Source organism: Bacillus sp. FSL K6-1106, assembly GCF_038005245.1.
Classification (GTDB): domain Bacteria; phylum Bacillota; class Bacilli; order Bacillales; family Bacillaceae; genus Bacillus; species Bacillus altitudinis.
This window is the reverse complement of the sequence record NZ_JBBOSV010000002.1, coordinates 201,869-226,477: the sequence shown is the minus strand read 5'-3', so window position 1 is coordinate 226,477 and position 24,609 is coordinate 201,869. Positions and strand designations below refer to the sequence as shown.

At 40.8% G+C, this 24,609-nt stretch carries 22 protein-coding genes; 17 read left to right on the top strand and 5 right to left on the bottom strand.

The features are described from left to right. The first annotated feature begins 58 nt into the window (after positions 1-58). From MHI20_RS15710 to MHI20_RS15675, 8 genes are all read left to right on the top strand, one after another. Entirely contained in the window at positions 59-961 is a 903-nt protein-coding gene (locus MHI20_RS15710; RefSeq protein ID WP_076822001.1) for an amidase domain-containing protein, read from the top strand. 43 nt (positions 962-1,004) lie between these two features. Further along, positions 1,005-1,478: a tRNA (uridine(34)/cytosine(34)/5-carboxymethylaminomethyluridine(34)-2'-O)-methyltransferase TrmL gene (gene trmL / locus MHI20_RS15705; protein WP_003211950.1), complete on the top strand. Its 474-nt coding sequence runs from the start codon at positions 1,005-1,007 to the stop codon at positions 1,476-1,478. A 443-nt stretch (positions 1,479-1,921) separates the two neighbouring features. Beyond that, on the top strand, positions 1,922-3,817 hold the full coding sequence (locus tag MHI20_RS15700) for a PrkA family serine protein kinase (protein WP_017360374.1): 1,896 nt from the start codon (positions 1,922-1,924) through the stop codon (positions 3,815-3,817). Positions 3,818-3,957: 140 nt separating this feature from the next. After that, a complete protein-coding gene (yhbH, locus tag MHI20_RS15695; protein WP_007497035.1) occupies positions 3,958-5,121 on the top strand; it encodes a sporulation protein YhbH in 1,164 nt (387 codons plus the stop codon). Positions 5,122-5,483: 362 nt separating this feature from the next. Beyond that, complete coding sequence (locus MHI20_RS15690) at positions 5,484-6,116, top strand: HlyD family efflux transporter periplasmic adaptor subunit (RefSeq protein WP_007497037.1); 633 nt, start codon at positions 5,484-5,486, stop codon at positions 6,114-6,116. 39 nt (positions 6,117-6,155) lie between these two features. Beyond that, a complete protein-coding gene (locus MHI20_RS15685) occupies positions 6,156-7,775 on the top strand; it encodes a DHA2 family efflux MFS transporter permease subunit (protein WP_138278317.1) in 1,620 nt (539 codons plus the stop codon). Between the two features lie 17 nt (positions 7,776-7,792). Next, positions 7,793-8,317, top strand: a complete 525-nt coding sequence (locus MHI20_RS15680; protein WP_135009116.1) for an NAD(P)H-dependent oxidoreductase — start codon at positions 7,793-7,795, stop codon at positions 8,315-8,317. A gap of 13 nt (positions 8,318-8,330) precedes the next feature. Further along, on the top strand, positions 8,331-8,690 hold the full coding sequence (locus MHI20_RS15675) for a hypothetical protein (RefSeq protein WP_135009115.1): 360 nt from the start codon (positions 8,331-8,333) through the stop codon (positions 8,688-8,690). A gap of 114 nt (positions 8,691-8,804) precedes the next feature. Here MHI20_RS15675 and cspB read toward each other — a convergent pair whose 3' ends face one another. Together cspB and MHI20_RS15665 are read right to left on the bottom strand one after the other, a co-directional pair. Then, complete coding sequence (gene cspB / locus MHI20_RS15670; protein ID WP_008349061.1) at positions 8,805-9,005, bottom strand: cold shock-like protein CspB; 201 nt, start codon at positions 9,003-9,005, stop codon at positions 8,805-8,807. A gap of 211 nt (positions 9,006-9,216) precedes the next feature. Further along, a complete protein-coding gene (locus tag MHI20_RS15665; RefSeq protein WP_338706054.1) occupies positions 9,217-10,308 on the bottom strand; it encodes a GGDEF domain-containing protein in 1,092 nt (363 codons plus the stop codon). Positions 10,309-10,402: 94 nt separating this feature from the next. On the opposite strand from MHI20_RS15665, the gene MHI20_RS15660 reads away from it, so the two are divergent. Next, a complete protein-coding gene (locus MHI20_RS15660) occupies positions 10,403-10,783 on the top strand; it encodes a hypothetical protein (RefSeq protein ID WP_340939666.1) in 381 nt (126 codons plus the stop codon). Between the two features lie 34 nt (positions 10,784-10,817). Here the strand turns inward: MHI20_RS15660 and MHI20_RS15655 are convergent, their stop codons facing one another. Continuing rightward, positions 10,818-11,234 carry a hypothetical protein gene (locus MHI20_RS15655; RefSeq protein WP_041507545.1) on the bottom strand — a complete coding sequence of 139 codons (417 nt, stop codon included), beginning with the start codon at positions 11,232-11,234 and terminating at the stop codon, positions 10,818-10,820. Positions 11,235-11,387: 153 nt separating this feature from the next. Between MHI20_RS15655 and MHI20_RS15650 the strand changes: the two genes are divergently transcribed. Then, positions 11,388-11,894, top strand: coding sequence for a YhcN/YlaJ family sporulation lipoprotein (locus MHI20_RS15650; RefSeq protein WP_008349054.1), 507 nt, complete (start codon positions 11,388-11,390; stop codon positions 11,892-11,894). Between the two features lie 156 nt (positions 11,895-12,050). Beyond that, positions 12,051-12,926: a hypothetical protein gene (locus MHI20_RS15645; RefSeq protein ID WP_138278319.1), complete on the top strand. Its 876-nt coding sequence runs from the start codon at positions 12,051-12,053 to the stop codon at positions 12,924-12,926. A gap of 29 nt (positions 12,927-12,955) precedes the next feature. Here the strand turns inward: MHI20_RS15645 and MHI20_RS15640 are convergent, their stop codons facing one another. After that, positions 12,956-13,600, bottom strand: a complete 645-nt coding sequence (locus tag MHI20_RS15640; RefSeq protein WP_058337542.1) for a spore coat protein — start codon at positions 13,598-13,600, stop codon at positions 12,956-12,958. Between the two features lie 144 nt (positions 13,601-13,744). Between MHI20_RS15640 and MHI20_RS15635 the strand changes: the two genes are divergently transcribed. The 3 genes from MHI20_RS15635 (at position 13,745) to MHI20_RS15625 (ending at position 20,695) form a co-directional block, all read left to right on the top strand. Continuing rightward, positions 13,745-17,107, top strand: coding sequence for a CheR family methyltransferase (locus tag MHI20_RS15635; protein WP_340939656.1), 3,363 nt, complete (start codon positions 13,745-13,747; stop codon positions 17,105-17,107). A gap of 82 nt (positions 17,108-17,189) precedes the next feature. Beyond that, positions 17,190-20,096 carry a 5'-nucleotidase C-terminal domain-containing protein gene (locus MHI20_RS15630; protein WP_340939653.1) on the top strand — a complete coding sequence of 969 codons (2,907 nt, stop codon included), beginning with the start codon at positions 17,190-17,192 and terminating at the stop codon, positions 20,094-20,096. Positions 20,097-20,128: 32 nt separating this feature from the next. Next, the gene (locus tag MHI20_RS15625) at positions 20,129-20,695 is read left to right on the top strand and encodes a class D sortase (protein ID WP_217967402.1); all 567 of its coding nucleotides are present in this window, start codon (positions 20,129-20,131) and stop codon (positions 20,693-20,695) included. 34 nt (positions 20,696-20,729) lie between these two features. On the opposite strand, the gene MHI20_RS15620 is transcribed toward MHI20_RS15625, so the two are convergent. Continuing rightward, positions 20,730-21,632 (bottom strand): RluA family pseudouridine synthase, encoded by a 903-nt coding sequence (locus tag MHI20_RS15620; RefSeq protein WP_340939645.1) that lies wholly within the window; start codon positions 21,630-21,632, stop codon positions 20,730-20,732. A 108-nt stretch (positions 21,633-21,740) separates the two neighbouring features. On the opposite strand from MHI20_RS15620, the gene MHI20_RS15615 reads away from it, so the two are divergent. The 3 genes from MHI20_RS15615 (at position 21,741) to MHI20_RS15605 (ending at position 24,608) form a co-directional block, all read left to right on the top strand. Next, a complete protein-coding gene (locus MHI20_RS15615) occupies positions 21,741-22,082 on the top strand; it encodes a DUF5365 family protein (RefSeq protein WP_340939642.1) in 342 nt (113 codons plus the stop codon). Between the two features lie 307 nt (positions 22,083-22,389). Then, positions 22,390-23,055, top strand: coding sequence for an HAD family hydrolase (locus MHI20_RS15610; RefSeq protein ID WP_017366913.1), 666 nt, complete (start codon positions 22,390-22,392; stop codon positions 23,053-23,055). Positions 23,056-23,069: 14 nt separating this feature from the next. Next, a complete protein-coding gene (locus tag MHI20_RS15605; RefSeq protein ID WP_007497061.1) occupies positions 23,070-24,608 on the top strand; it encodes a bifunctional GNAT family N-acetyltransferase/carbon-nitrogen hydrolase family protein in 1,539 nt (512 codons plus the stop codon). Position 24,609 lies beyond the last annotated feature (1 nt).

Sequence of the window (24,609 nt, the reverse complement as noted above, 5' to 3'; positions counted from 1 at the left end):
CCCATTGAACATAGAATGAACCAAACAGAGATGTTAAAAAAAGTTTGGTGGTGTCTGTGTGAAACAATTATTAGAACAAACGTTAGAAGACAGACTGGCATATTTATTAAATGGCAGTACGATCAAACAACCCCAGCTGATGTCTGATGTGGACGCTGTGGAGCGAAAGAAAGAGCTGTTTGCAAGAAGACAAGTTGAGATTGTCAAGGCGAAAGCAAAAGCAAAACTTCTCGATTCAGCTATTCAAGATGATGGAGCTCAGCAAGTACAATATCTCGCGCACCTCACTTATGTCTGTAAGGATATAGACGATTCTTTTTATTTAGAGGAACAGGTTGAGAAAAGAGAAGCGTTTCTTTATAACGACATGCTTGTGAAAGATCGGATGATGTTAGAAGAACGACAAAAGGAAGGTCAGGTGGATGAGCGCTTCCAAAATGAAGACCAATTTGGAAGAGCTTTTCACTATGACCGGCGTGCAGCTGTTCAATATGCTGAGACGTATTGGAATAAACGGAATCCAGCCTATAAAAATTTTGAAGATAACTGTACGAATTTTATTTCACAATGTCTAAAAGCAGGGAATGCGCCAACGAGAGGATATCCGAACCGTGGATCTGGCTGGTGGGTTCGTCCACATACGTGGAGCTACAGCTGGACGGTGGCACATTCGATGAAAAATTATTTAGCGAATTCCAAAGCGGGGTTGAGAGCGAAGAAGCTCAAGGAGCCGCAGGAGCTTCAAATAGGTGATGTTATTTGTTACGATTTTGAAGGTGACGGTAGGTATAATCATACAACCATTGTCGTTGATCATGATAAAGGCGGAATGCCTCTTGTGAATGCACAAACGTATGACAGCCGTATGCGTTACTGGTCGTATGAAGATTCAACGGCTTATACACCTAGTATTCGTTATACGTTTTTTCACATTTTGGACGATGCTCCGAAGGATAGTTAATGGTATAATGTTGAGCGGAAAAGAAAATTAGAGGTGAACTTTTTTGGGACTTCATGTCGTTTTATATCAACCAGAAATTCCAGCTAATACTGGAAATATTGCGCGAACATGTGCAGCAACAAATACAACACTTCATCTGATTCGTCCGCTTGGTTTTTCGACAGATGATAAAATGCTGAAGCGTGCAGGACTCGATTATTGGAAATATGCCAATGTCGTCTATCATGATTCATTAGATGAGTTGTTTGAGGCTCATCCGAAGGGGCAATTTTTCTATATCACAAAGTTTGGGCAAAAGCCGCATACAACGTTCGATTACTCGCAGCTAGATGAAGACTACTTCTTCGTATTTGGCAGAGAAACGAGTGGATTACCAAAAGATTTGATTGAACGGAATATGGATCGCTGTCTACGTTTACCGATGACAGAGCATGTTCGTTCACTGAATCTATCGAATACGGCAGCGATTCTTGTGTATGAGGCGCTTCGCCAGCAGCAATACCGAGATTTGATATAAGAACATGATAAAAAGCCGAGATCCCATCTCGCTTTCAGTGAATATGTAAGTGCTGAAAATATGAACGAAATGAAAAAGGATGTTCCGCTGATGGAACATCCTTTTTTTCATTTACCAGGCTTGCCTTCGTAGCCAGCTGTGAAAATGGATACTAAAAACGTAATGATGACGCCCATCATAATGACCGTTCTCATATAAGCTCCCCCTTATCCCTTTGTTCCTTTGCTGCCGGTTTCATATGTTGTGAAGTTCGCCTTGAAAAGCAGGAGATGAAGATCATTTTTCTCCTGTTTTTCCTTTATTATGAAGGGTCTTGCGGATGGTTGTCAATTCAGTTTGCCAATTCGTCATTTTGAAGAACGAAAGCATGTAATAGGACGCCTCCGCATAGATTGTAAAACAGTATCTGATTTCTAGCTTCAATCTTGAAAGAGGAGGTTCATATGGATATTTTAAAGAAAATTGAACAGCACAGAGAAGAAGAGCAGCGACTGAAATGGGAAGGCACCTTCAGCGAATATTTAGATATTATTAAAGAAAATCCACTTGTCGCTCAATCTGCTCATTCTCGCGTTTATCATATGATTAAGGACAGCGGGATTGAAGAGGAGAATGGGGTCAGAACCTACAAATTTTTTGATCAGGAGCTTTTTGGTTTAGAGGAATCATTGGAAAGGCTAGTGGAAGAGTATTTTCACCCTGCGGCTAAACGTTTAGATGTCAGAAAGCGTATTTTATTATTAATGGGTCCAGTCAGCGGCGGAAAATCGACGCTTGTCACAAGGCTAAAAAGAGGGCTGGAAGAGTATTCACTAACAGATCATGGCGCAGTCTATGCGATTAAAGGCTGCCCAATGCATGAAGATCCGCTTCATCTCATTCCGCAAAATCTGCGGGAGGATTTCTATAGAGAATACGGCATACGTGTGCAGGGGAATTTATCACCTTTGAACTTGATGAGGCTCGAAGAGGAATATGGTGGCCGCATTGAGGATGTGAGAGTGGAACGAATTTTTTTCTCAGAGGACAAACGGACCGGCATTGGTACTTTCAGCCCGTCGGATCCGAAATCTCAGGACATTGCTGACTTAACAGGAAGTATTGATTTTTCAACGATTGCTGAATTTGGTTCAGAGTCAGACCCGCGTGCGTACCGGTTTGATGGAGAGCTCAATAAAGCGAACCGTGGAATGATGGAATTTCAGGAGATGTTAAAGTGTGATGAGAAATTTCTATGGCATCTTCTTTCATTAACGCAGGAGGGAAATTTTAAGGCGGGGCGTTTTGCGTTGATTAGTGCGGATGAATTGATTGTTGCACATACGAATGAAACGGAGTACCGATCATTTATTTCGAATAAAAAGAACGAGGCTTTACACTCAAGAATTATTGTGATGCCGATCCCTTATAATTTAAAGGTGACAGAGGAAGAACGCATTTATCATAAGATGATTTCAGAAAGTGATGTCTCAGATGTTCATATTGCACCGCATACGCTAAAGGTGGCTGCGATGTTTTCTATTTTGACAAGGCTGAAAGAGCCGAAGCGGTCTGATATCGATTTGGTGAAAAAAATGCGACTGTATGATGGGGAAAGTGTCGAAGGTTTCCAATCTGTTGATATTGATGAGATGAAAAAGGAATTTCATGACGAAGGAATGAGCGGAATTGACCCGAGATATGTCATTAACCGCATTTCATCCACTATTATTCGAAAGAACATGGAATCCATCAATGCACTGGATGTCCTCCGTTCCTTAAAAGAAGGACTCGATCAGCATCCATCGATCTCAAGTGAAGATCGGGAACGTTATTTGAATTTTATTTCTGTCGCACGAAAAGAGTATGACGATATGGCGAAGAAGGAAGTTCAAAAGGCATTTGTGTATTCCTATGAGGAGTCTGCGAAAACTCTCATGGATAATTACTTAGATAATGTCGAGGCGTACTGCAATAAAAACAAACTGCGTGATCCGTTAACAGGTGAAGAAATGAATCCTGATGAAAAGCTCATGCGTTCAATTGAGGAACAGATCGGCATTTCTGAAAACGCCAAAAAGGCATTCAGAGAAGAAATCCTTATTCGGATTTCGGCTTATGCGAGAAAGGGCAAACGCTTTGATTATAATTCTCACGAGAGATTACGAGAAGCTATTCAGAAGAAGCTCTTTGCCGATTTGAAAGATGTCGTGAAAATTACGACATCGACGAAAACGCCGGATGAGCAACAGTTGAAAAAGGTCAATGAAGTAGTGGCGCGATTGATTGATGAGCATGGCTATAATTCTACAAGTGCAAATGAACTCTTAAAATATGTAGGTAGTCTTCTGAATCGTTAATAAATGAAGGAGGCATTATTGGCGCAAACCAGCACCGGTAATGTCTTTTTTAGAAATCGTCGTCATTTCGACGACGGCCAGCATACGATAATGGAATCGATGGGTACAAGAATTGTCCAAAAAGGTGAGGAGGGGGATGGATGTCCCGGCAAGAAAAAAGTCAGTTTATTGTGTCTCAGGAAGACTGGTCCCTCCATCGAAAAGGCTTTGATGACCAGCAGCGTCATCAGAAAAAAGTCAAAGAGGCGATTAAAAACAATTTGCCGGATCTTGTCACAGAGGAAAGTATCATCATGTCTAATGGCAAAGATGTGGTCAAAATTCCGATCCGTTCTTTAGATGAATATAAAATTCGGTACAACTATGATAAGAATAAGCATGTAGGTCAGGGGGATGGAGACAGCCAGGTTGGCGATGTGGTCGCTCGGGATGGATCTGACAGTAAGCAAGGGCAGGGAAAGGGGCAAGGTGCTGGAGATCAAGCCGGTGATGATTATTACGAAGCAGAAGTCTCATTAATGGATTTAGAGGAAGCGTTATTTCGTGAGCTGGAGCTACCAAATCTTAAACAAAAGGAACTTGATGATATCGTTGTCGAGGAAATTGAGTTTAATGATATTCGCAAAACGGGGTTAACCGGTAATATCCATAAAAAACGAACAATGCTGTCAGCATTTAAACGAAATGCCATGACAGGAAGCCCTTCCTTTTATCCCATTTATCCAGAGGATATTAAGTATAAGACGTGGAATGAAGTCACCAAACCAGAATCAAAAGCGGTTGTCCTAGCGATGATGGATACGAGCGGAAGTATGGGGCTTTGGGAAAAATATATGGCGAGAAGCTTTTTCTTTTGGATGACACGTTTCTTGCGGACAAAGTATGAGACAGTCGAGATCGAATTCATTGCCCACCATACAGAGGCGAAGGTCGTAGACGAGGAGCACTTCTTTTCTCGGGGAGAGAGCGGGGGAACCATTTGTTCTTCTGTCTATCGAAAGGCACTAGAGCTCATAGACGAACGATATCCTCCGTCACGATATAATATTTATCCTTTCCATTTTTCTGATGGTGACAATTTGACCTCTGATAATGCACGGTGCGTGAAGCTCGTTTCTGAAATTATGAAAAAAGCCAATTTATTTTGTTATGGTGAAGTGAATCAATATAATCGGCATTCTACGTTAATGTCAGCATATAAACATATTCAGGATGAGAAATTTAAGCATTATATTTTGAAGCAAAAATCAGACGTTTTTCTCGCATTAAAAAAATTTTTTCAGCAGGAAGAAGTTCTTTCTTAAAGAGAACATTCAAAAAAACCTTTCAGCATAAGGGCTGAAAGGTTTTTTGTGTGGAGAAGGAAGGGATCACCAGAAAAAAAGTAAAACTTTCTCTTTGACATTTCAATTTTCATTTATTAATATTTAATCTTGTTAAATATAAGTTTTTCAAAAAAGATGCCGATTGTCTTTTCTTCTTTTTCTGCTTTTTGCTCATAAGTGAACAATAAGTATAAATGGGCTGCACACCATTTTCAGCGGAGTAGAAAAAGGGGAAACAGGCAGCTCTATGAGCTTGTTTCATAATCTGTCAGATGATGGGCATTCTAAGTTTGCTAAAGCAGATGACACTATATTTTTATACATGAAAGGAGAAACAAAACATGAACAGAGGGCGTTTATTGCTAACGAATATTATTGGCCTTATTGTGATTCTTGCCATTATTGCCGGAGGTGCTTATTACTACTACGAAAGCACAAACTTCGTAAAAACAGATGAAGCAAAAGTGACAGGTGACATGTACCAAATTACAGCGCCAGCAGCTGGACAAATCAAAGGCTGGGACATCAATGAAGGTGACGAAGTGCAAAAAGACAGCACAGTTGCAAAAGTTGAAGGAGAAGCAAAAACAAACATTAAAGCAGTGGCTGATGGCACATTAGTCAAAAAAGAAGTACAAAACAACCAACAAGTGCAGCCTGGGACAGTTCTTGGTGAAACGATTGACCTAAGCAAGCTTTACATTACAGCGAATATTAAAGAAACAGACATTAAGAACATTGAAAAAGGTGACAAAGTGGACATCGTTGTAGACGGCGATCCTGATACAACATTTGAAGGAACAGTTGAACAAATTGGTTATGCAACAAACTCAACATTCAATATGCTGCCAGCAACAAACTCAAGTGGTAACTACACGAAAGTGACACAAAAAGTAGCAGTGAAAATTTCAATTAAAAATCCATCTGACAAAGTACTTCCAGGTATGAATGCTTCTGTCAAAATTTCTTCTTAATGATGACTGATATCAAAAAATGAAAGGAGGTTGTCTGAGATGGCAAATCAACCTGCAGCGACAAAACAGGGAACAGGCTCCTTGTCTTTACTGATCATTTTAATGGCCGGTTTGTTCGTAGCGATTTTAAACCAAACGCTTTTGAACGTAGCCATGCCCCATTTAATGACTGAATTTAATGTGAGTGCGACGACAATTCAGTGGCTTACAACAGGTTACATGCTTGTCAACGGTGTGCTCATTCCGTTATCTGCGTTTTTAATCACACGTTTTGGCCAGCGCAGCTTATTCCTCGTGGCGATGATTTCATTTACACTAGGGACTTTTATTTGCGGTATTGCGCCAAACTTTTCTACGATGCTGATTGGTCGTTTGATTCAGGCAGTCGGTGGCGGTATCTTACAGCCGCTCGTCATGACAACAATCCTTTTTATTTTCCCTCCAGAAAACAGAGGGAAAGGAATGGGGATTTTTGGTCTTGCGATGATGTTTGCGCCAGCTGTCGGACCAACGTTATCTGGTTATATTATTGAACACTATTCATGGCGTATTATGTTTTATGGACTTGTACCAATCGGTGCGATTGTCATTATCGCGGCTTTCTTTATGTTTAAAAATATTGTAGAGCCTAAAAAAATCAAGCTGGACACTCTTGGTGCGATTCTGTCGATCGTTGGTTTTGCTTCGCTTCTATACGGAGTGAGTGAAGCGGGAAGTGATGGTTGGACAGATCCAATCGTTTTATCTACGATTATCATTGGTGCGATTGCGATCATTCTCTTTATTTTCCAACAGTTAAAAGCGGATAATCCGATGCTTGATTTCCGCGTGTTTAAATACAGCATTTTCTCATTATCAAGTGTTATTAACATTATTATTACCGTTGCCTTATACACTGGGATGTTCTTACTACCGATCTACTTGCAGAACCTCGTTGGGTTTACTGCACTGCAATCGGGGCTATTAATGCTTCCAGGGGCACTTGCGATGCTCATTATGTCCCCAATTTCAGGGATCTTGTTTGATAAATTTGGACCTCGTCCACTTGCCATTGTGGGGATGCTGATTACGGTTGTCACCACATACGAGTTTACAAGGCTAACGATTGATACATCTTATAGTCACATTGTGCTCATGTATGCAGTACGTGCCTTTGGTATGTCACTCTTGATGATGCCAGTCATGACTGCTGGGATGAACCAATTACCGCAGCATTTAAACAGTCATGGTACAGCGATGTCAAACACACTGAGACAAATCAGTGGTTCGATCGGTACGAGTTTGATCACGACGATTTATACAAATCGCACGACATTCCATTATTCCAATATGGCAGATCAAACGAATACAGCTGATCCGTTCTTTATGAATTCATTCCAGGCGGCTGTCTCTCATGTGATGCACCATATGGGCATGACAGCAGAAGCTGCTCAAAAATATGTGTCGACCCAGCTCTTTACGAAAGCACAAGTCGATTCCAATGTGATGGGCATCAATGATGCTTACATGTGGGTGACATTATTCTGTGCAGCGGGTGTGATTCTCAGCTTGTTCCTGCGAGATGTACGTAAGGATAAAAAGCGAAAAGAAAAGCAGGATAAGAAACAAGAAATGACATTGCTTCCAGCACCTAAGGAAGCAAACCAAGATGCAAGATAAGTGTGGAGGGACCGTACATGAAAATTTATGTCGTATACGATAGTGAAGGTGACCATACAAAAGCACTTGCAGAAGCGATTGCAGCTGGCGCAGGTGAAACAGAGCACGCTGAAGTGTTCATTGATCATGTGAAAGATGCGGATATCCGCAAGCTTGATCAAATGGATGCAATCATTTGGGGCTGCCCTGGTCACTTTGGTACCATAAGTTCTGGATTAAAGACATGGATTGACCGTCTTGGGTATTTATGGGCAGAAGGAAAACTCATCGATAAAGTCGGTGCCGTTTTCTGTACCACTGCCACAACACACGGCGGATTAGAAATGACGATGCATAATTTGATTACGCCAATGTTCCATCAAGGGATGCTTGTGGTCGGCCTTCCTGGAAATGTTCCAGAAAATGCGTTATACGGCTCTTATTATGGAGCAGGTGTGACGTGCCCGATTGATTCTGATGAAGTGATTTCTGCAGAAGGCATTGAGCTGGGGAAAGCATTAGGAAGACGTGTAGCATCAGTCACTGCGTCATTTAAGCGATAAGGAGAGGGTTCTTTTGGCGACGATTATTGTAGCGTTAGTAGCTGCTGTTCTAGTCATTATCGGATTAGTAGCGTTCAATGTCAGACACGCTTCGGCCGAGAAGGAAGAGATCAAAGAAGATGTATCGAATCATCCTGACGTGCCGCATAGCGAGCCAGAAGTTGCGGCGAGACCTGTAGAGCCTGAAGTGGAAGAAAAAGCGTCAGAGCCTTCTCAGACAGATGATGCTCCGTCAGGTGATGATTTCTATAGACAGGCGCTTCAAAAGTTTAAACAGCCAGAACCACCTGTCAAAGAAGTAGAACCAGAGACGAAAATGAATGATGATATGTATCGTTCTGCTTTACAGAAACTAAAGCAGAAGGACAAATAAAAAGAGAACCTCTCGTCAGGTTCTCTTTTTTTATTGCACAAAAAAACCGCCAGCATAAAAGCCAAGCGGTTTTCCTTCACTCTATAAAGTGCTAAAAGAGCAGATGCTCTTAAATTACGCTTTGTTAACGTTAGCAGCTTGTGGTCCACGGTTACCTTCAACGATTTCGAAAGAAACTGATTGACCTTCTTCTAAAGTTTTGAAGCCTTCGCCTTGGATAGCAGAGAAGTGAACGAATACATCGTCTTGACCTTCTACTTCGATGAATCCGAAACCTTTTTCAGAGTTGAACCATTTTACTTTACCTTCTAACATGAAATTTCCTCCTAAAGCGATCTTAACGCTTAAATTCACTATTCTTGCTCTTACACAAACTTCAAAGACGAAAACTCTTTCAAAACTTTCTTCTTAAAGATGATACGAACAAAAATAATTACCTTTACTTTACCAGTGTTTGCGGGAAAAAACAACTGTTATACGAAAACTTTTTTAAAAATAATTAGCGCTAACAAATTGAGGAAAAAGCCTATGTTAAGTGTTCTCTTTTTCGTCCAGAAAAGCTCACTTGGTTTCTGCCTGACTGCTTCGCTTTATAGAGCTCCTGGTCTGCAATAATCGGTAATTGTTTCATGTTTTCACTTGTTCCTGCATCATAGGCACATCCAATTGACACCGTAATGTGAATCGATGTTCCGTTTTGTAAATAAATTGGCTGATCCGCCATTTTTTTTCGTAAACGTTCCGCAATTTGCCATGTTTTTTCAACGGAACAATTCGGTAAAAGCACAGCAAATTCTTCACCGCCGATTCGCCCAATATAATCAGAGCTTCTTGTGTTTTTAATTAGCCTTGTTCCGATTTCTTTTAAAACGATATCTCCCTCATGATGTCCATACTGATCATTGATGGTTTTGAAATAATCGATGTCTAGATAAATCAAGGACATTTGATGGATAGGTTGCTTTAAGTTCAGAGAAAAAGCATCACTTAATATTTCATCGAATTTCCGTTTATTTAAAACACCAGTTAAAAAGTCATAATGAGCTTGGAATTTATACAAATTTAACATCTGATACGCTTTTGTTTGATGCTCAATGACATAAAAGTTAAATAAACCGGCAATATACGAGAACATCCAATAGGCAGCATGCAGTTCAAATGATCTTTCATTGATGATGATAATAAATAAACTAGTCGCTATGACGTTGCTCATGGTAATAGATAACAGCATTTTTACGACGTGATTGATATGACGCTCAGCAATTAAAAAAGAAGCTGTGGCGATAAATATCATGGAAAAAATATTAATGAAAGAAGCGACATTGGCTTCGATTAATAATCGGCCAATAATGATCACACAGGCTGCAATGAACGTTTGTGCAATGCCTCCATAAAATGCCGTTAAAATAAGGGGGATATGTCTTAAATCGATGATGGCTGGTCCTGCTTTAATAGAGAAAAACATTAAGAGGACACCGAGTAACCCAGAAATCATTCCTTTATAAATTTGTCTGAGCAGGGTGTCTTCCTTTTTTAAAAAATTCTCTTTAAACACAAGCATCAATAAATAATGGAAAGTGACAAGAATTGTTAAATTAATAAAGAGGTCTCTTAGCAAAATAAAATCACCTTTTTAAAATTACTAAAATTTGTTGCAAAAGAAAAGGGGAAACAAGATAATTAATAAAAATTTCACTTATGAGGGGTTTAAAATGAGGAGGGAACAATTTCCAGATCGAACGGACTGGCTTTCTTTTTTTGAGACGTGGCCTGATGAAGGATTTGAACGAGATATGCCCATTGAATATCAAGATCTAACGTTTCGGTTTGAGAATGAGGAAGAGCGATTTGTGGTGACGAGGTCTCTTGGAGTACAAGAATTTTCTTTGAAGGCTGTTCGAAAAAAGGACGCATCCGTTTTAGGAGTATATGCCTTTAAAACTGTGCGACATGTAGAAATAAAAAAGGATCGGCAGCATGAAAAAGAGCTGTTGATACTATTAGATGGTGTGGAACGGTTTGTTATCACGATCGAAATCACCTTCTTGCCTTCCTTCTGCATCATGGTGAAAGAGCATTTTTCAGGTGAATAAACAGGAGCCTTCTGAAAAAAGGCTCCTGTTTTAGTTATTTGTGCTCGATGTCATTGAGTACTTGCTGAATAGATTCATCATCCATTACATTCATGACACTTTCATCAATGTGAAGAGACTGGGCGTAAGACTCTCTCGGCGGCTGATGAGTTTGGTATGTTTTTGATGATGTTTGATGCTGGCTTGTTTCATTAGGCTGGACAGCGGTGAATGCCTGCTTGATCATTTGTCCTACTTCAGCTGTGCCTTTTGAGTCTTTACGTGAATGCGAATGGGACTCATGACGAGATGACTCATGCTGGTGTTGATCTTTGCCTTTCATCATTGAGGACAAATTCATTTGAGTCATGCTGCTTAGTCTTCTCCGTAATAGTGGTGAAAATAATGCAATGATGGCTGTTGATGCTGCGATCATTGCACCAGTACTCATACCTTTTCTCTTTTTAAACAAACGAATCCCTCCATTTGATCGTGATGATACTTCTTCATCATGTTTAGGATGACCAATCAAGGCTGATTTATGAATTCATTGCTGAAATAGAGGATGTGTGCATAAAAAGTCTGCTGGATGAAAAACCTATGAGCAAAAGGAGGGAATAAATTGATGAATAAGAAATGGATGCTATCTTTATTACTCGTTCCAACATTGATCACTGCTGGGTGTGGAATGAACAACCAAGGCGATGAACGAAGAGGAACAATGAAACGACAGTACGAAAATGTCACATATAAGAACGACAACATGAGACAGGATCAACCAAATGTGCAAACACCTCAGAAGGTGAAAGTGGCAGATAAGGCATCAGAGCTTGTTGCCAACATGTCTGAAGTGAAAACAGCGAACGTACTTGTCACAGGGAAAAATGCATTTGTTGCTGTCGTGCTTGAAGGCAATAAAAGCGGAGATGTAACAGACGATTTGAAAAAGAAAATTTCTGACAAAGTCAAATCGACGGATCAACAAATTGATAATGTGTATGTATCTGCTAATCCAGACTTTGTCGATCGTATGGCAGGGTACGGAAAACGTATTAGAAGTGGAGAGCCAATTTCAGGATTCTTCGACGAGTTTACTGAAACGGTTCGACGTGTCTTCCCTGAATCAAAATAGCTACGACAAAAGCCGTATGTCATATGCGGCTTTTTTGTTTGGAACCGCACCTTGCGCACCTGACTGCATAAAGTAAAAAATATATCACCTCTTGTTGATCTTTGTTTTTTCATAGAAAGAGAAAGAGGTTGCAGGATGAATTCAGGTGGGGAGTAAATGAAAGCAAAACCGTCATTAATTCATAAAAAACTTGTAAGCGGAATGATTGCAGCAGGTTTGATTTTTTATGCGTTCACTGCGTACTTGATTTATGTAGGGTTCCAGCTGGCAGAGCAATATCTAGAGCAGCATTCTTCGCCTAAAACGGTCTTAACGGAAGGACTCAATAAGCAAGTCTATGAACATATTCGAATCTACTATGCAAAGGATGAGGGCGCCTTTGTCGATTTGACCATAGAAGCGCTGGAACAGGCAAAGAAGAGAACGATGTCAGTGTTTCAGTATGAAGCTGACAAACCGTTAGATATCATTTATTTTGATGATAAAGAGACGATTGAGCAATTTGCCGGTATCAAGCATATTACAGGTTTTTATTCTGATGTTGATCATATGATTGGATTATACCCAGATAAACGGGAAGAATTGTTGAAGAAAGAGACACTGCCTTTATACTTTTTCAACACGTTATTCATTCATGAGTATGCCCATTTTGTTTTCTATGAAAAGGTGCATGCATACAATGTATCTCCAGTCGTCTTTCCCCTTTGGTTCCATGAAGGAACAGCAGAATGGACGGCCTATGATGTGCTGAACGCCACGTCTGAACGGTTTGACGTCATTCCTTTTAAATCTCTTTATTCTGATCAAGACTGGCAAGAATCTCGCACGACGTATGAGACAGATGTTTATTTACAAAGCTACTATATGATCTATGAGCTTGTGCAGCTTTATGGACGAGATGTCATACATGAGATCATGGAGGAAACGGCGAAAACTAGTCGTTTTGATAGAGGATTTGAACAAGCGACAGGACAACGTCTCACAGATTTTGAAGAGCAATTTAAACTGAATTATCAAAGAAACAACGGCTGACCTGTAAATAGGTCGGCCGTTGTTTTTGGTTAATGAAGCGGTTTTTGCTGATTGGCTTTGCTTGGCGGCATCTGCACTTGTCCCTGCATAGGGGCAAATGTAGACGTCATCGCCTGCATATCTTGAGCTGTAAGCTGCGGAACTTGATAATAGCTATGTTTGTTTTGATATAAGAAAATTTCATACGCCATTTCAATAAAGTTCGGGATTTGCGCTGCAAGCACACGTCGCACCACAGGGTTTGTGACCTCTAATGCAGTCATTGAGAGTAATCCAGCATGAGATTTCACGAGACCAAGCATATGCCCTGTAATTCCCGCATCTTTTACATCCTGTATTGATTGATTAGGCTTCTTAGGCTGAGATGGTTTTATTCCGTATGTCACCTGTGTCTGTTCTTTCATCATATAAGTAGATGTTTCTTCACTAGGCTTTTGACCAGTAGAAAAGCAATCTACCGTGACGTTGTACTGGGACAATACAAATTGATATTGTCGATCTAACATGTCGGATAATGCGGGATCTTGGATAAATTGCCGAAAGATCATGTATTGATCCAAAATATTAATGGTCCCTGCTAATACCTCATGTAAATCAAATAACTCATGCCCGCCATGATTGAATTGGGGCTGCTGGACATGTCCTTGAACGTTTGGTTGCTGATCGTTTTGCATAAAGAATCCTCCTTCTGTTTATACAGTCTGTTTTAATGTGAGGAAGTTTTCCTCCTTTCATGCAAAAAACATTATTTACAATTAGAGGGTTTTCTTCCTTTTTGTCGAAAAAATGTATCAGACGAATGAACATGGGGGTACCAGATGCAGGACAAAATCATTAATCGTTTGATAGAAGACGAACATGTGCAGGCACCAGTGATTGGCATCGGTGTTTCGCCGTTTGAACAGCATCATCTTGAGGCTTTTTTTCAATCATTTCCGCATGAATTAAATGCCTCTTTTATTGTTGTGCAAAATCATGTGACAGGCGATTGTGTAACTGATTTGGAAGCACTTGTTTTACCGATTGGCTACCGGGCAAAGCCGATTAAGCATGGTGAGAAAGTCATGAAAAATACGATTTATGTTTGTCCGCAGCATGCAGCTGTGACATTGACAGAAGACAAACGGCTACACATAACAGAGCAGCATCCTACGAACAAGGCGTGTGCTGTAAATTCGTTGTTTCAGTCACTTGCCAATGTGCAAAAGGAAGAGGCCTATGCGATCTTTTTTCAAAAAGGCTATTGTGTAGGAAGTGGTTTGCTTCAAATCGTTGAGCAAGGCGGTACAGCCATATCGTGCAGTGAGACAAATAGTGGGTTTGATCGTATGTATCATCAAACATTTCAAGACCCTTCTGCACTTGCGTCATATATAGCCAACATCATCAACGTTCCGCATACAGATGTTGCAGACCCTGTTTTGATCAGAATCATTGAACGTCTTGAAATGCATAAAGGAATTGCATTTTCAACCTATGAGAAGCGCAGACTGCTCTCTGTCATTCAAAAAAGAATGAGGAGTGCGAACCAATCGATCTCCTTATTGTCCGAGTACGATCGTTTATTAGAGAGAGAACCAGATGAGCTTGATCGTCTGCATGTACAGCTTTTAAGCGGCACGACTTCCTTTTTTAGAGATATGGAAGCCTTTCGAGTATGTGAACATCACATCATTCCGTCGATCATTGATAATACAATGAAAAATGGGAAATCTCGATGCCGCATTTGGATTGCAGGATGTTCTACAGGTGAAGAAGCCTATTCTTTTGCTTTGTTATTTTTAGAAGAAATGAAACGAAGACAAGTGTCCATTGAACTTCAAGTGTTTGCAACAGACATCAATCGGAAAGCCATCCAAAGTGCAAGCAAAGGTGTTTATTCGCTTGAGTCTATGACACGGATGCCAGAAAAATGGAGGGCGCGATATTTTGAAAAAAAAGGTGACGCTTTTATTGTGAAGCAGTCGCTTAGAAAACATATAGTCTTTGCTCCTCACAATTTATTGATCGATTCACCTTTTATCCACCTCGATTTTATCAGTTGCCGAAATGTTCTGATGTACTTCCAGCCAGAAGTACAAAAACGAGTCTTATCTCGATTCCAATATGCACTAAAGGATCAAGGGATGTTGATATTAGGGCCGAATGAAAAGGTACCCAATATCCCTCGTTTATTTCATTTGTTCAATGAAAAGTGGAACATTTACACCCACTCAAACGTTCCTAAATACAATGCAGGTCATACGGAGTTAAAAGAACGAGCTGTTCAATATATGAAAGAAGTAGAGCAGGAGTATGATGCATGTTTCATCATAGACGATTGCGAGAAAATCCTCGCGATATCAAACGGTGCCTATTCTTTCTTAGCGCATGCAGAAGTCTCAGATGAATTATGTGAATATGTAACCCCTGATTATATGAAAGAGATACTAAGTCAAAGCTTTGAAAAGGTATGGACTGAAGAGACTAAGGTTGTTTTTCAACATGTCCTCATTTCGGAAAATGGAAGAAAGCAGTATGCAGATTTTACAGTGAAACATTTTGATCGCCGTTTTAAAGGAGTATACGTCATTCTCATTCGGAAGAGTGAGAGAGGAAAAAATCAAAAGAACGGCAGGGACAAAGGGATGTTAGAGCAGAATTCGGTTTATCAACAGCGAATTGTCGATTTAGAAAACGAGCTCAATGAGGTCAAACAAAAGGAGCAAGAAGCAAGGGCTCAATTAAAAGAAAAAAACAAGCAAATAGAAGGGCGCGAGAAAACAAACGAGCATTTTATTAATATTATAAACAATTTAAAGGTGACAAGAGAAGAACTGTACCGGCCGTCTGTGAAGCCAGAACTTGCCACGTTGTTTGTGGACCGGGAAATGAATATTCGCTATCACACTCCTACAGCTACCTCTTTATTCACTTCAGCTCAAACCCGGCACCAGCAAACGTTTCAGTCGATGGTGAAGAAGTTATCGAAGGAAATGCTCTATCATGATATTCAATCTGTCATTTCAGATAGGCGCGTGATCGAACGTGAAATTGAAACGAACGAAGGAGAACAATTCACGGTTCATATGACGCCTTTCTATGATCAAGATCGCGAGGGAGCAGTGATGACCTGGATCAAAATGACCGAAATGACGAAATTGAAGCAGGCTCTTCATCTTGCGGTGACAGCACTTGATAACAGCCATATTCATATTGTGGTTGCAACAGGAGAAGGTGTCATTCAGTGTGTCAACCAGCGCTTTTGTCAGTTTGTACAACAGCATGAATATGACTTGATCGGAAAAGATATTTTTTCTGTCTATTATGCGTTGTGTCAATGTGATGATCTAGCGAAACAATGGGACGTGTGTTTAAGAGAGGGCAGCTGGACAGGTGAGCTGTATTTTCAGGACTTATCAGGGCGTGAGCGATGGGAAAGAGTCTCTTTACACCGAATCGATGACCCTGACAAAATGCAGTCTACTGTCATGCGGATTTCAGAGGATATTACAAGTCAAAAACAGTCTGAGAAAATGCTGATGAAGTCTGAAATGCTGTCAGCAGTTGGACAGCTTGCAGCTGGTATTGCCCATGAGATACGGAACCCACTTACGTCGTTAAAAGGCTTTTTACAGCTAATGATTCAAAGTAAAAAGTATCAGAAGGATTATGCCGATGTGATGATGTCAGAGTTTAATCGGCTTGAGTCTATTATTAACGAATTTCTTGTGCTCTCTAGAAGTAAATCTGTTAAATTTGAACCGGTGAATGTGAATCTTCTGCTCGAAGAAGTCATTATGGTCGTTGAATCTCAGGCGGTCTTAAAAGGAGTGTCGATTCAAAAGAATCTGGCGCCCTCACTGCCACATATTCAAGGCATTCCAAATGAATTGAAACAAGTGTTCCTTAACATTCTTAAAAATGGAATTGAAGCGATGGATGGAGTAACAGGTGTGATCCAAGTGACTTCATTATTGAAAAACGACCAAATGATGCTGATATTTGAAGACCAAGGAAAGGGCATACCAGAAGAGGAGATTGGGAAATTAGGTGAACCTTTTTACACAACGAAAGAAAAAGGCACGGGTCTTGGATTAATGATGACCATTAAGATTATTGAAAGCCATGGCGGTACCATTCGTTTTGAGAGCAAAAGCTTTGAAGGGACACGTGTGATTATTACGTTTCCAAGTAATTGAGATCAGTTTTACATGAAATCCATCCAGTCTTAATAATTGCTTTGTACACTAGAAGAGATGAAGTTCAAAGGGGAGAAATCTAATGAAACGTATACAATCTATTCGAATGGTCTGTTGTTTGATTTTGGTGATATTTAGTCTGCAATCTTTACTGCCTAGTATCATGACAGCTGAGGCGTTTTCTTCTTCTGAGAAAAAGGAGACTTTATGGAAACAAACAAAGCCGATGAACATAAAAAAAGCCCGAAAACTGATAGGAGAAACGGTAACGGTGAGCGGAATCGTAACAGCAGATCAATCCGCTATAGGGAATGGGAAACTATCAACATATATTCAAGACAAAACAGCTGGTCTCAATATTTATTCTGCGCAGCCTAAGAATTTTCCAGAACTGAAAGCAGGCATGAAGGTCACGGTGACTGGCAAGGTGACGACTTATAAAGGGCTCGTTGAAATTGTGCCAGATCAAGATCGTCTGAAGATAGAGGCTGTGAATCAGCCATTGCCTTCGCCAAAGAAAGTTTCCATTAAACAATTGGAATCGGATCAAGCAAGCAAATATGAAGGAAGATTAGTGAAGGTAAAAGGCTATGTAGAACAAGCGCCAGATCAGCCAGCTGGCGGTGGATACAATGTGGTCATCATCGATAAAAAATATCATAGCACAGTCCTTAGAGTCATGGTTGATACGGGTGCCATTGATCAAGTGAAGACCGGAAAATGGTATGAGTTTACTGGCGTTTTAAGCAGATATAATACGCTGCAAGTACTTCCAAGACACAAAACCGATGTCAAATTGCTGAAGTACCAGCCAAAGCCGCCAAAAATCAAAAAAGAATATGAGGCAACGGTAGATCGTGTTGTGGATGGAGATACCATTCATTTGAAGAAGCCTGTGCTCGGCACAACAAAGGTACGCTTCGTGAATATGGACACACCAGAAACCTACCACAAGCCAAAGAATGAATTAGATCAAAACCAGCTGCGCTTTGGACAAAAAGCGACGGATTATTTAAAAACGCTTCTTTCAAGTGGTGATCGAGTCACATTAAAGATTGGCCCGGAAGCAAAGGATGGATATGGACGTCTTTTAGCTCAAGTCAAAACCAAAAAAGGGCTGAATACGAACCTAGAGCTTGTGAAAAAAGGATATGCCCCTACTTATTTCATCTGGCCTGTTGGAGATGAAAAAGAGTATCAGATGTTCCAGCAAGCAGTGAAAGATGCCAAGGAAAAAGGGCTTGGTATTTGGAATGAAGAAGATCCTCTGCTAGAACAGCCGTTTGAATTTAGAGCACGCGAGCAGAAAAAAGGGCTCACACGTTATGTGGGGGATTCATCTGCAAAAACCTACGTATCACCTGACAGCTGGAATGAGATCGATGTAGATAAACGTGTCTTTTTTGCTTCTAAAGAAGAAGCAGAGCAGGCTGGATATCAGGCGTCAGCATCATCCAGTGAAGTCCCATTAACCATTTTAAGCATGAATGATTTGCATGGGAAAATTGATCAGCAATATGAGCTGGATGTAAAAGGTGATGGCAGTAAAGGAACATATGGACGGATGGATTATGTGGCGGCTTATATAAAACAAAAGCAAGCTGCGCAAAAAAATACACTGACAGTTCATGCAGGAGATATGATAGGCGGAAGCTCGCCAATATCTTCTCTTTTACAAGATGAACCAACCGTTGAACTAATGGAGAACATCGGCTTTGACGTTGGGACAGTTGGCAACCATGAGTTTGATGAAGGTGTAGACGAACTATTACGAATCTTAAAAGGTGGAGATCACCCGAAAGGCACAAAAGGATACGATGGGCAGAACTTCCCGCTTGTTTGTGCAAACTGTGAATACAAGGATACTGGCAAACCACTTTTACCGGCCTATGAAATCATGGATGTCGAAGGAATTCCTGTGGCTTTTATCGGGGTTGTGACAACATCAGCGGCAGGTATGGTCATGCCAGAAGGAATTAAAGACATTCAATTTACTGATGAAGTCCAAGCTGTCAATGAAGCAGCGAAGGAATTAAAGCAAAAAGGGATTAAAGCGATCGCAGTTCTGGCTCATATGACCGCCTCTCAAAATGGTGATACCATTACTGGAGAAAGCGCAAGGCTTGCCAAAGAAGGTGATGACGAAATCGATGTCATTTTCGCTGGCCATAATCACGAAGTGGTCAATGGAGAGGTGAATGGAAAATTAATTGTCCAAGCCTTTGAATACGGAAAGGCAATTGGAGAAGTCAATGTCACACTTGACCGGAAAACAAAGGATATTGTCAAAAAGAGTGCAAACATCCAGTATGTGGACCAGGCTGGTATTGAAAAGGATCAGGAGGCAGCGGACATTTTAGCTCGTTACGGAAAAGAAGTGGAGCCGATTATTAGTGAGGTTGTTGGAGAAGCAGGGGTCAAGATGGAGGGCGGCTATTCAAATGATGGTGATACACCACTTGGCAATCTCATTGCGGATGGCATGAGATATTCAATGAAAAGTGACTTTGCCATGATGAATGGTGGCGGCATCAGACAAAATCTCGAAAAAGGACCCATTACTTGGGGAGACCTCTTTAATATTCAGCCATTTGGAAATGTGTTAGTGAAGCTGGACATTAAGGGGAAAGATTTAGTTGATATCATTGAAGCTCAAATATCTCCTCAATTTGGACCGGATTATAGCATTTCAGGCTTTTCTTATTCGTACAATCCGTTAACATATAAAGTAGTCGACTTAAAACTGCCTGATGGTTCTTCCGTTGATTTCGATAAAACGTATACACTCACAGTGAACAACTTCATGGCGACTGCCACTGGAAGTAAGTATGCACCGATTGGGCGGCTAGGGAAAAATCCGGAAACAGGCCCAGAAGATTTAGAAGCAACGGTCGCTTTTGTAAAGAGCTTCGAGGGAGCTTCTATTGTGTATCAAAAAGAGGGCCGAATTCAACAAGCGAAACAAGAAGAAAAGGCAGCAGCAAGCTAAAGAATCATCAGCAAAGACAAAGGAGTTAACGCATGAAAAAATGGCTTGCAGTGATTGTCATGTCAGTGGGGATTGTGGTGCTTGGCTGGGGAATCTGGCAAATGGCTTCTACTCACTTACAAACAGCACATTCTTTAGAGGAAGCAAAGAAGGTCGTAGAAACTGATCAAGGGATGACAAAGGAAAAATTTTCACCTGAAATGGGGAAAGCCTCTGGCATCCTGACCATTCCGAAATTAAAAGCCGATTTGCCGATTGTTGAAGGGACAGATGCGGACGACCTTGCCAAAGGCGTCGGTCATTATAAAGGCAGTTATTACCCTGATCAAAATGGACAAATCGTTTTGTCGGGACACAGGGATACGGTCTTCCGCCGGACTGGTGAACTGGATATTGGGGATCAGCTGAAAATCACTGTACCGTATGGTGAGTTTGTTTATGAAATCACGCATACGAAAATTGTGGATCAGCATGATACATCCATTATTACCTTACAAAATAAAAAGGAAGAGCTTGTGTTAACCACATGCTATCCATTTCATTTTGTCGGCAATGCACCAGAGCGGTACATTATTTATGCGAAAAGAGCATCTGTCTAACGTCAAAAGAGCCTGTATGATCAGGCTCTTTTTTCTACATATTGTCCATTAATTCAGCCATATCAGGTGGGAGCGGTGCTTCTATCGTCAGCTTTTCACCTGTGAATGGATGGTTCATGTCTACTTGTTTGGCATGAAGGGCGCATCTGTTTATCAGGTCACGCTTCCCGCCATATAATGTATCGCCAGCTAAAGGATGCCCGAGACTGCTAAGATGGACCCGAATTTGATGCGTTCTGCCTGTTTCTAATCGCAGCTTAACGGCCGTCATCTGTAAACGTTTATTGAGATGGAAGACCTCATAATGAGTCTTGGCGCTTTGACCAGTAGGAGAAACCCTCCTTCTGACGGCATGGTGTTTATCACGTCCAATGGCTGCTTGGATCGTTCCTTTCTTTTTCTTAAACAGTCCTTGTGCGATGGCAAGATACGTTCTGTTAATCGCTTTTTTTGAAAGCATTTGATCGAGTACAGCATGTGCCAACCTGTGTTTGGCAAAAATAACGGTGCCGCTTGTGTCTTGATCCAGCCTATGTATATGTCTGACCCGCTTTTCTTCTCCATTTGCTTGAAAATGGAAAGCGACTAGGTTCGCCAGCGTACCTGTTTGTCCTTTTTCATTTGGATGCGTCGGCTTTCCAGCAGGCTTTTGGACAACTAATAAATGCTCGTCTTCAAAGAGTACCTCTAATTCACCGTATTCTGGCGTCACATCACTTTCTTCCGTCTCAAATAAATCAATGAGAATCTGATCACCTGTACTCACTTTTGCAGCATGGTGGGCAGGTTTTTGATTGAGACGGACTTTTTGGTGCTCCATCCAAAAATGGATAATCGGTTTAGAAGCAGACACTTCTTCTTTTAAAAATTGACTTAAGGAAATGCCATTTTGCTGCTCACCTACTTTTAGGGAGAGCATGTGTCCTTTTATGATCATGATATTCGTCCTCTCTTTGGGTATATATAGGAAACACTTACCTTAGCGAATGACTTTTTTTCTGTGCTATTCTGAATGGAGTAATAACGACAGAGAGGTAGATGCCACGTGAGATTAATGAAAGCTGCGACAGACCTTCAAGAGCAGGCAATTGAAGAAGTATCAAAGGAAATTGAAGATCTTTTATCCCATTCTGTCAATGGAGAAGCGCAGGAAAAACTACCCCCGCTTACATTCATTGATGGTGTGTATAACGGGACAATGGATGATGCTTTTCGTATCTTATCAGGTCTTCAGCTATTACATACCATTATTTTAAAGCCGAAGCGACATATCACAAAACGAGATCGTGAGTTATTTGAACTCAACCGTGAACAAGTTAATGCGTGCGGTTTTTCTTTCCCGTTTGATTTAGATGATTTTGCAGGCCGTCACCTTCAAAATGCGTAAAAGTTGGTGTGAACTTCCTTGTTAACTTACAAGGTCGTCGCACATACTATTTTTAAGGGAACGGAGAAACCTTCAAGATCTGTAATACCAATTCCGCTCTTTTTCAACAATGTCTATTCTCCACGAATCGGAGCGCTTGGATCTCTTGCAGAAAGAATCGAACATGACAGGAGCCTGACAAAACGATGCAGGCTCCTTTTATACATAATCATTTTAGCAGACATTCATCTTTGAAAGTCAATTTTATTCACGATATGATAGCAGTATGGAAGATATTTCAGACTTTCGGAAAAAAGGAGTGGCCTCTTTGGTAAAGGCGATTATATTTGATTTTGATGGATTAATTTTAGATACAGAAACACATGAATATGAGGTTCTGCAGGAAATGTTTGCGGAGCATGAATCGGAGTTGCCTCTGTCTGTATGGGGAAATGTGATTGGAACGCAGGCAGGTTTTAAGCCTTTTGAATATTTGGAAGAGCAGTTAGGGAAGACATTAGATCATGAGGCACTCACAGAAGACCGGCGTTCACGTTTTCAAAAGAGAATGAAGGACGAAGCAGCAAGACCTGGTGTAGAAGCTTATTTAGAAGCGGCAAAGGAGCTTGGAATTAAGATTGGACTTGCTTCCAGCTCAGATTATAAATGGGTGTCTGATCACCTGAAACAAATTGGACTTTTCGATTACTTTGAATGTATCCGCACGTCAGACGATGTGGAAGAAGTGAAACCTCACCCAGAACTTTATTTGCAAACCGCACAATGCTTAGGCGTTGAGCCAAAAGATTGCGTGGCATTTGAGGACTCTGTGAATGGGTCAATCGCTGCCAAACGAGCGGGTATGAAATGTGTCATCGTGCCAAATAAAGTGACGAGCACACTGCAGTTTGAAGAATATGATGCGAGATTAGAATCCATGGCTGAAATCGAATTGCTCCAGCTATTCCATCAGCTTGAAAAAGAGGATCAGTAAGGGGGCAATACATCATGGCAGAAAAACTAGATTTAACGCGATTTGAAAAAAGAATGGTGATTCGAAATATTAGAGAAGAAGATATCGACCGAATCATCGCATTGCAAGAGGTATGCTTTCCAGGCATGGACCCTTGGAAAAAAGAGCACCTTGAAAGCCACCTTGAACATTTCCCAGAAGGCCAGTTCTGTGCGGAATTCGAGGGAGAAATCATTGGCTCATGTTCAAGTTTATTAATTAACTTTGATGAATACGATGATCGTCACACATGGCAGGACATCACAGATGATGGATATATCACAAACCATAATCCAGATGGGATGAATATGTACGGAATTGAAGTAATGGTCAGTCCTGAGTACCGCCGGATGAAAATCGGTCATCGTTTATACGAAGCAAGAAAAGACTTAGCGAGAAGATTAAATTTAAAAAGCATCATCATTGGCGGACGTATCCCGAATTATCATAAATATCAAGAGGAAATGACGCCTCGCCAATATGTAGAGCAAGTCATGCTGCACCAAATTTATGATCCTGTGCTATCTTTTCAGCTGTTAAATGAATTTAGCCTGATGCGGATCAATCCGAATTACTTGCCGGATGATAAAGCTTCCAGTACGTACGCAACGCTAATGGAATGGAACAATGTCGATTATCGCCCGCAATCGAAAAGATATTATAAATCGGCGTTCCCAGTACGAATTTGTGTCATTCAATATGCAATGAAGCAAATTCATTCCTTTGAAGAGTTTATGAATCAAGTGGAGTATTACGTGGATGTGGCATCAGATGCGTCAGCTGACTTTGCCGTTTTCCCGGAAATCTTTACAACGCAGCTTATGTCATATTTAGAAGAGAGATCACCAAGTCTAGCAGTGCAGCGGATCACAGAATATACCGAGGACTACATTAATTTGTTTACAGATCTCTCGGTCAAGTACAACATTAATATCATCGGTGGTTCTCATTTCGTTGAAGAGGAAGGGAAAATCTATAATATCGCCTATTTATTTAGACGTGATGGAACAATTGAAAAGCAATATAAGTTGCATATCACGCCGAATGAAAGAAAGTGGTGGGGGATTTCAGCTGGTGACCAAGTCCGGGTATTTGATACGGACTGCGGGAAAATTGCGATCCAAATTTGCTACGATATTGAATTCCCTGAGCTTGCTCGAATTGCAGCTGACAAAGGAGCGAAAATTATTTTCACTCCATTCTGTACAGAAGACCGTCAAGGCTATTTACGAGTACGTTACTGTGCGCAGGCGAGAGCGGTTGAAAATCAGATATATACGGTCATTTCTGGAACGGTCGGAAACCTTCCGCAAACAGAAAACATGGATGTCCAATATGCACAATCAGCAATCTTTGCACCATCTGATTTTGAATTCGCAAGAGATGGCATTGTAGGGGAATGCAACCCGAATATTGAAATGGTGGTTGTCGGTGATGTCGACTTAGAAATATTAAGAAGACAGCGTCAAGATGGGACGGTTCGTCAGCTGAAAGACCGAAGAAGAGACGTGTACCATATTGAATATAAGAAATAAC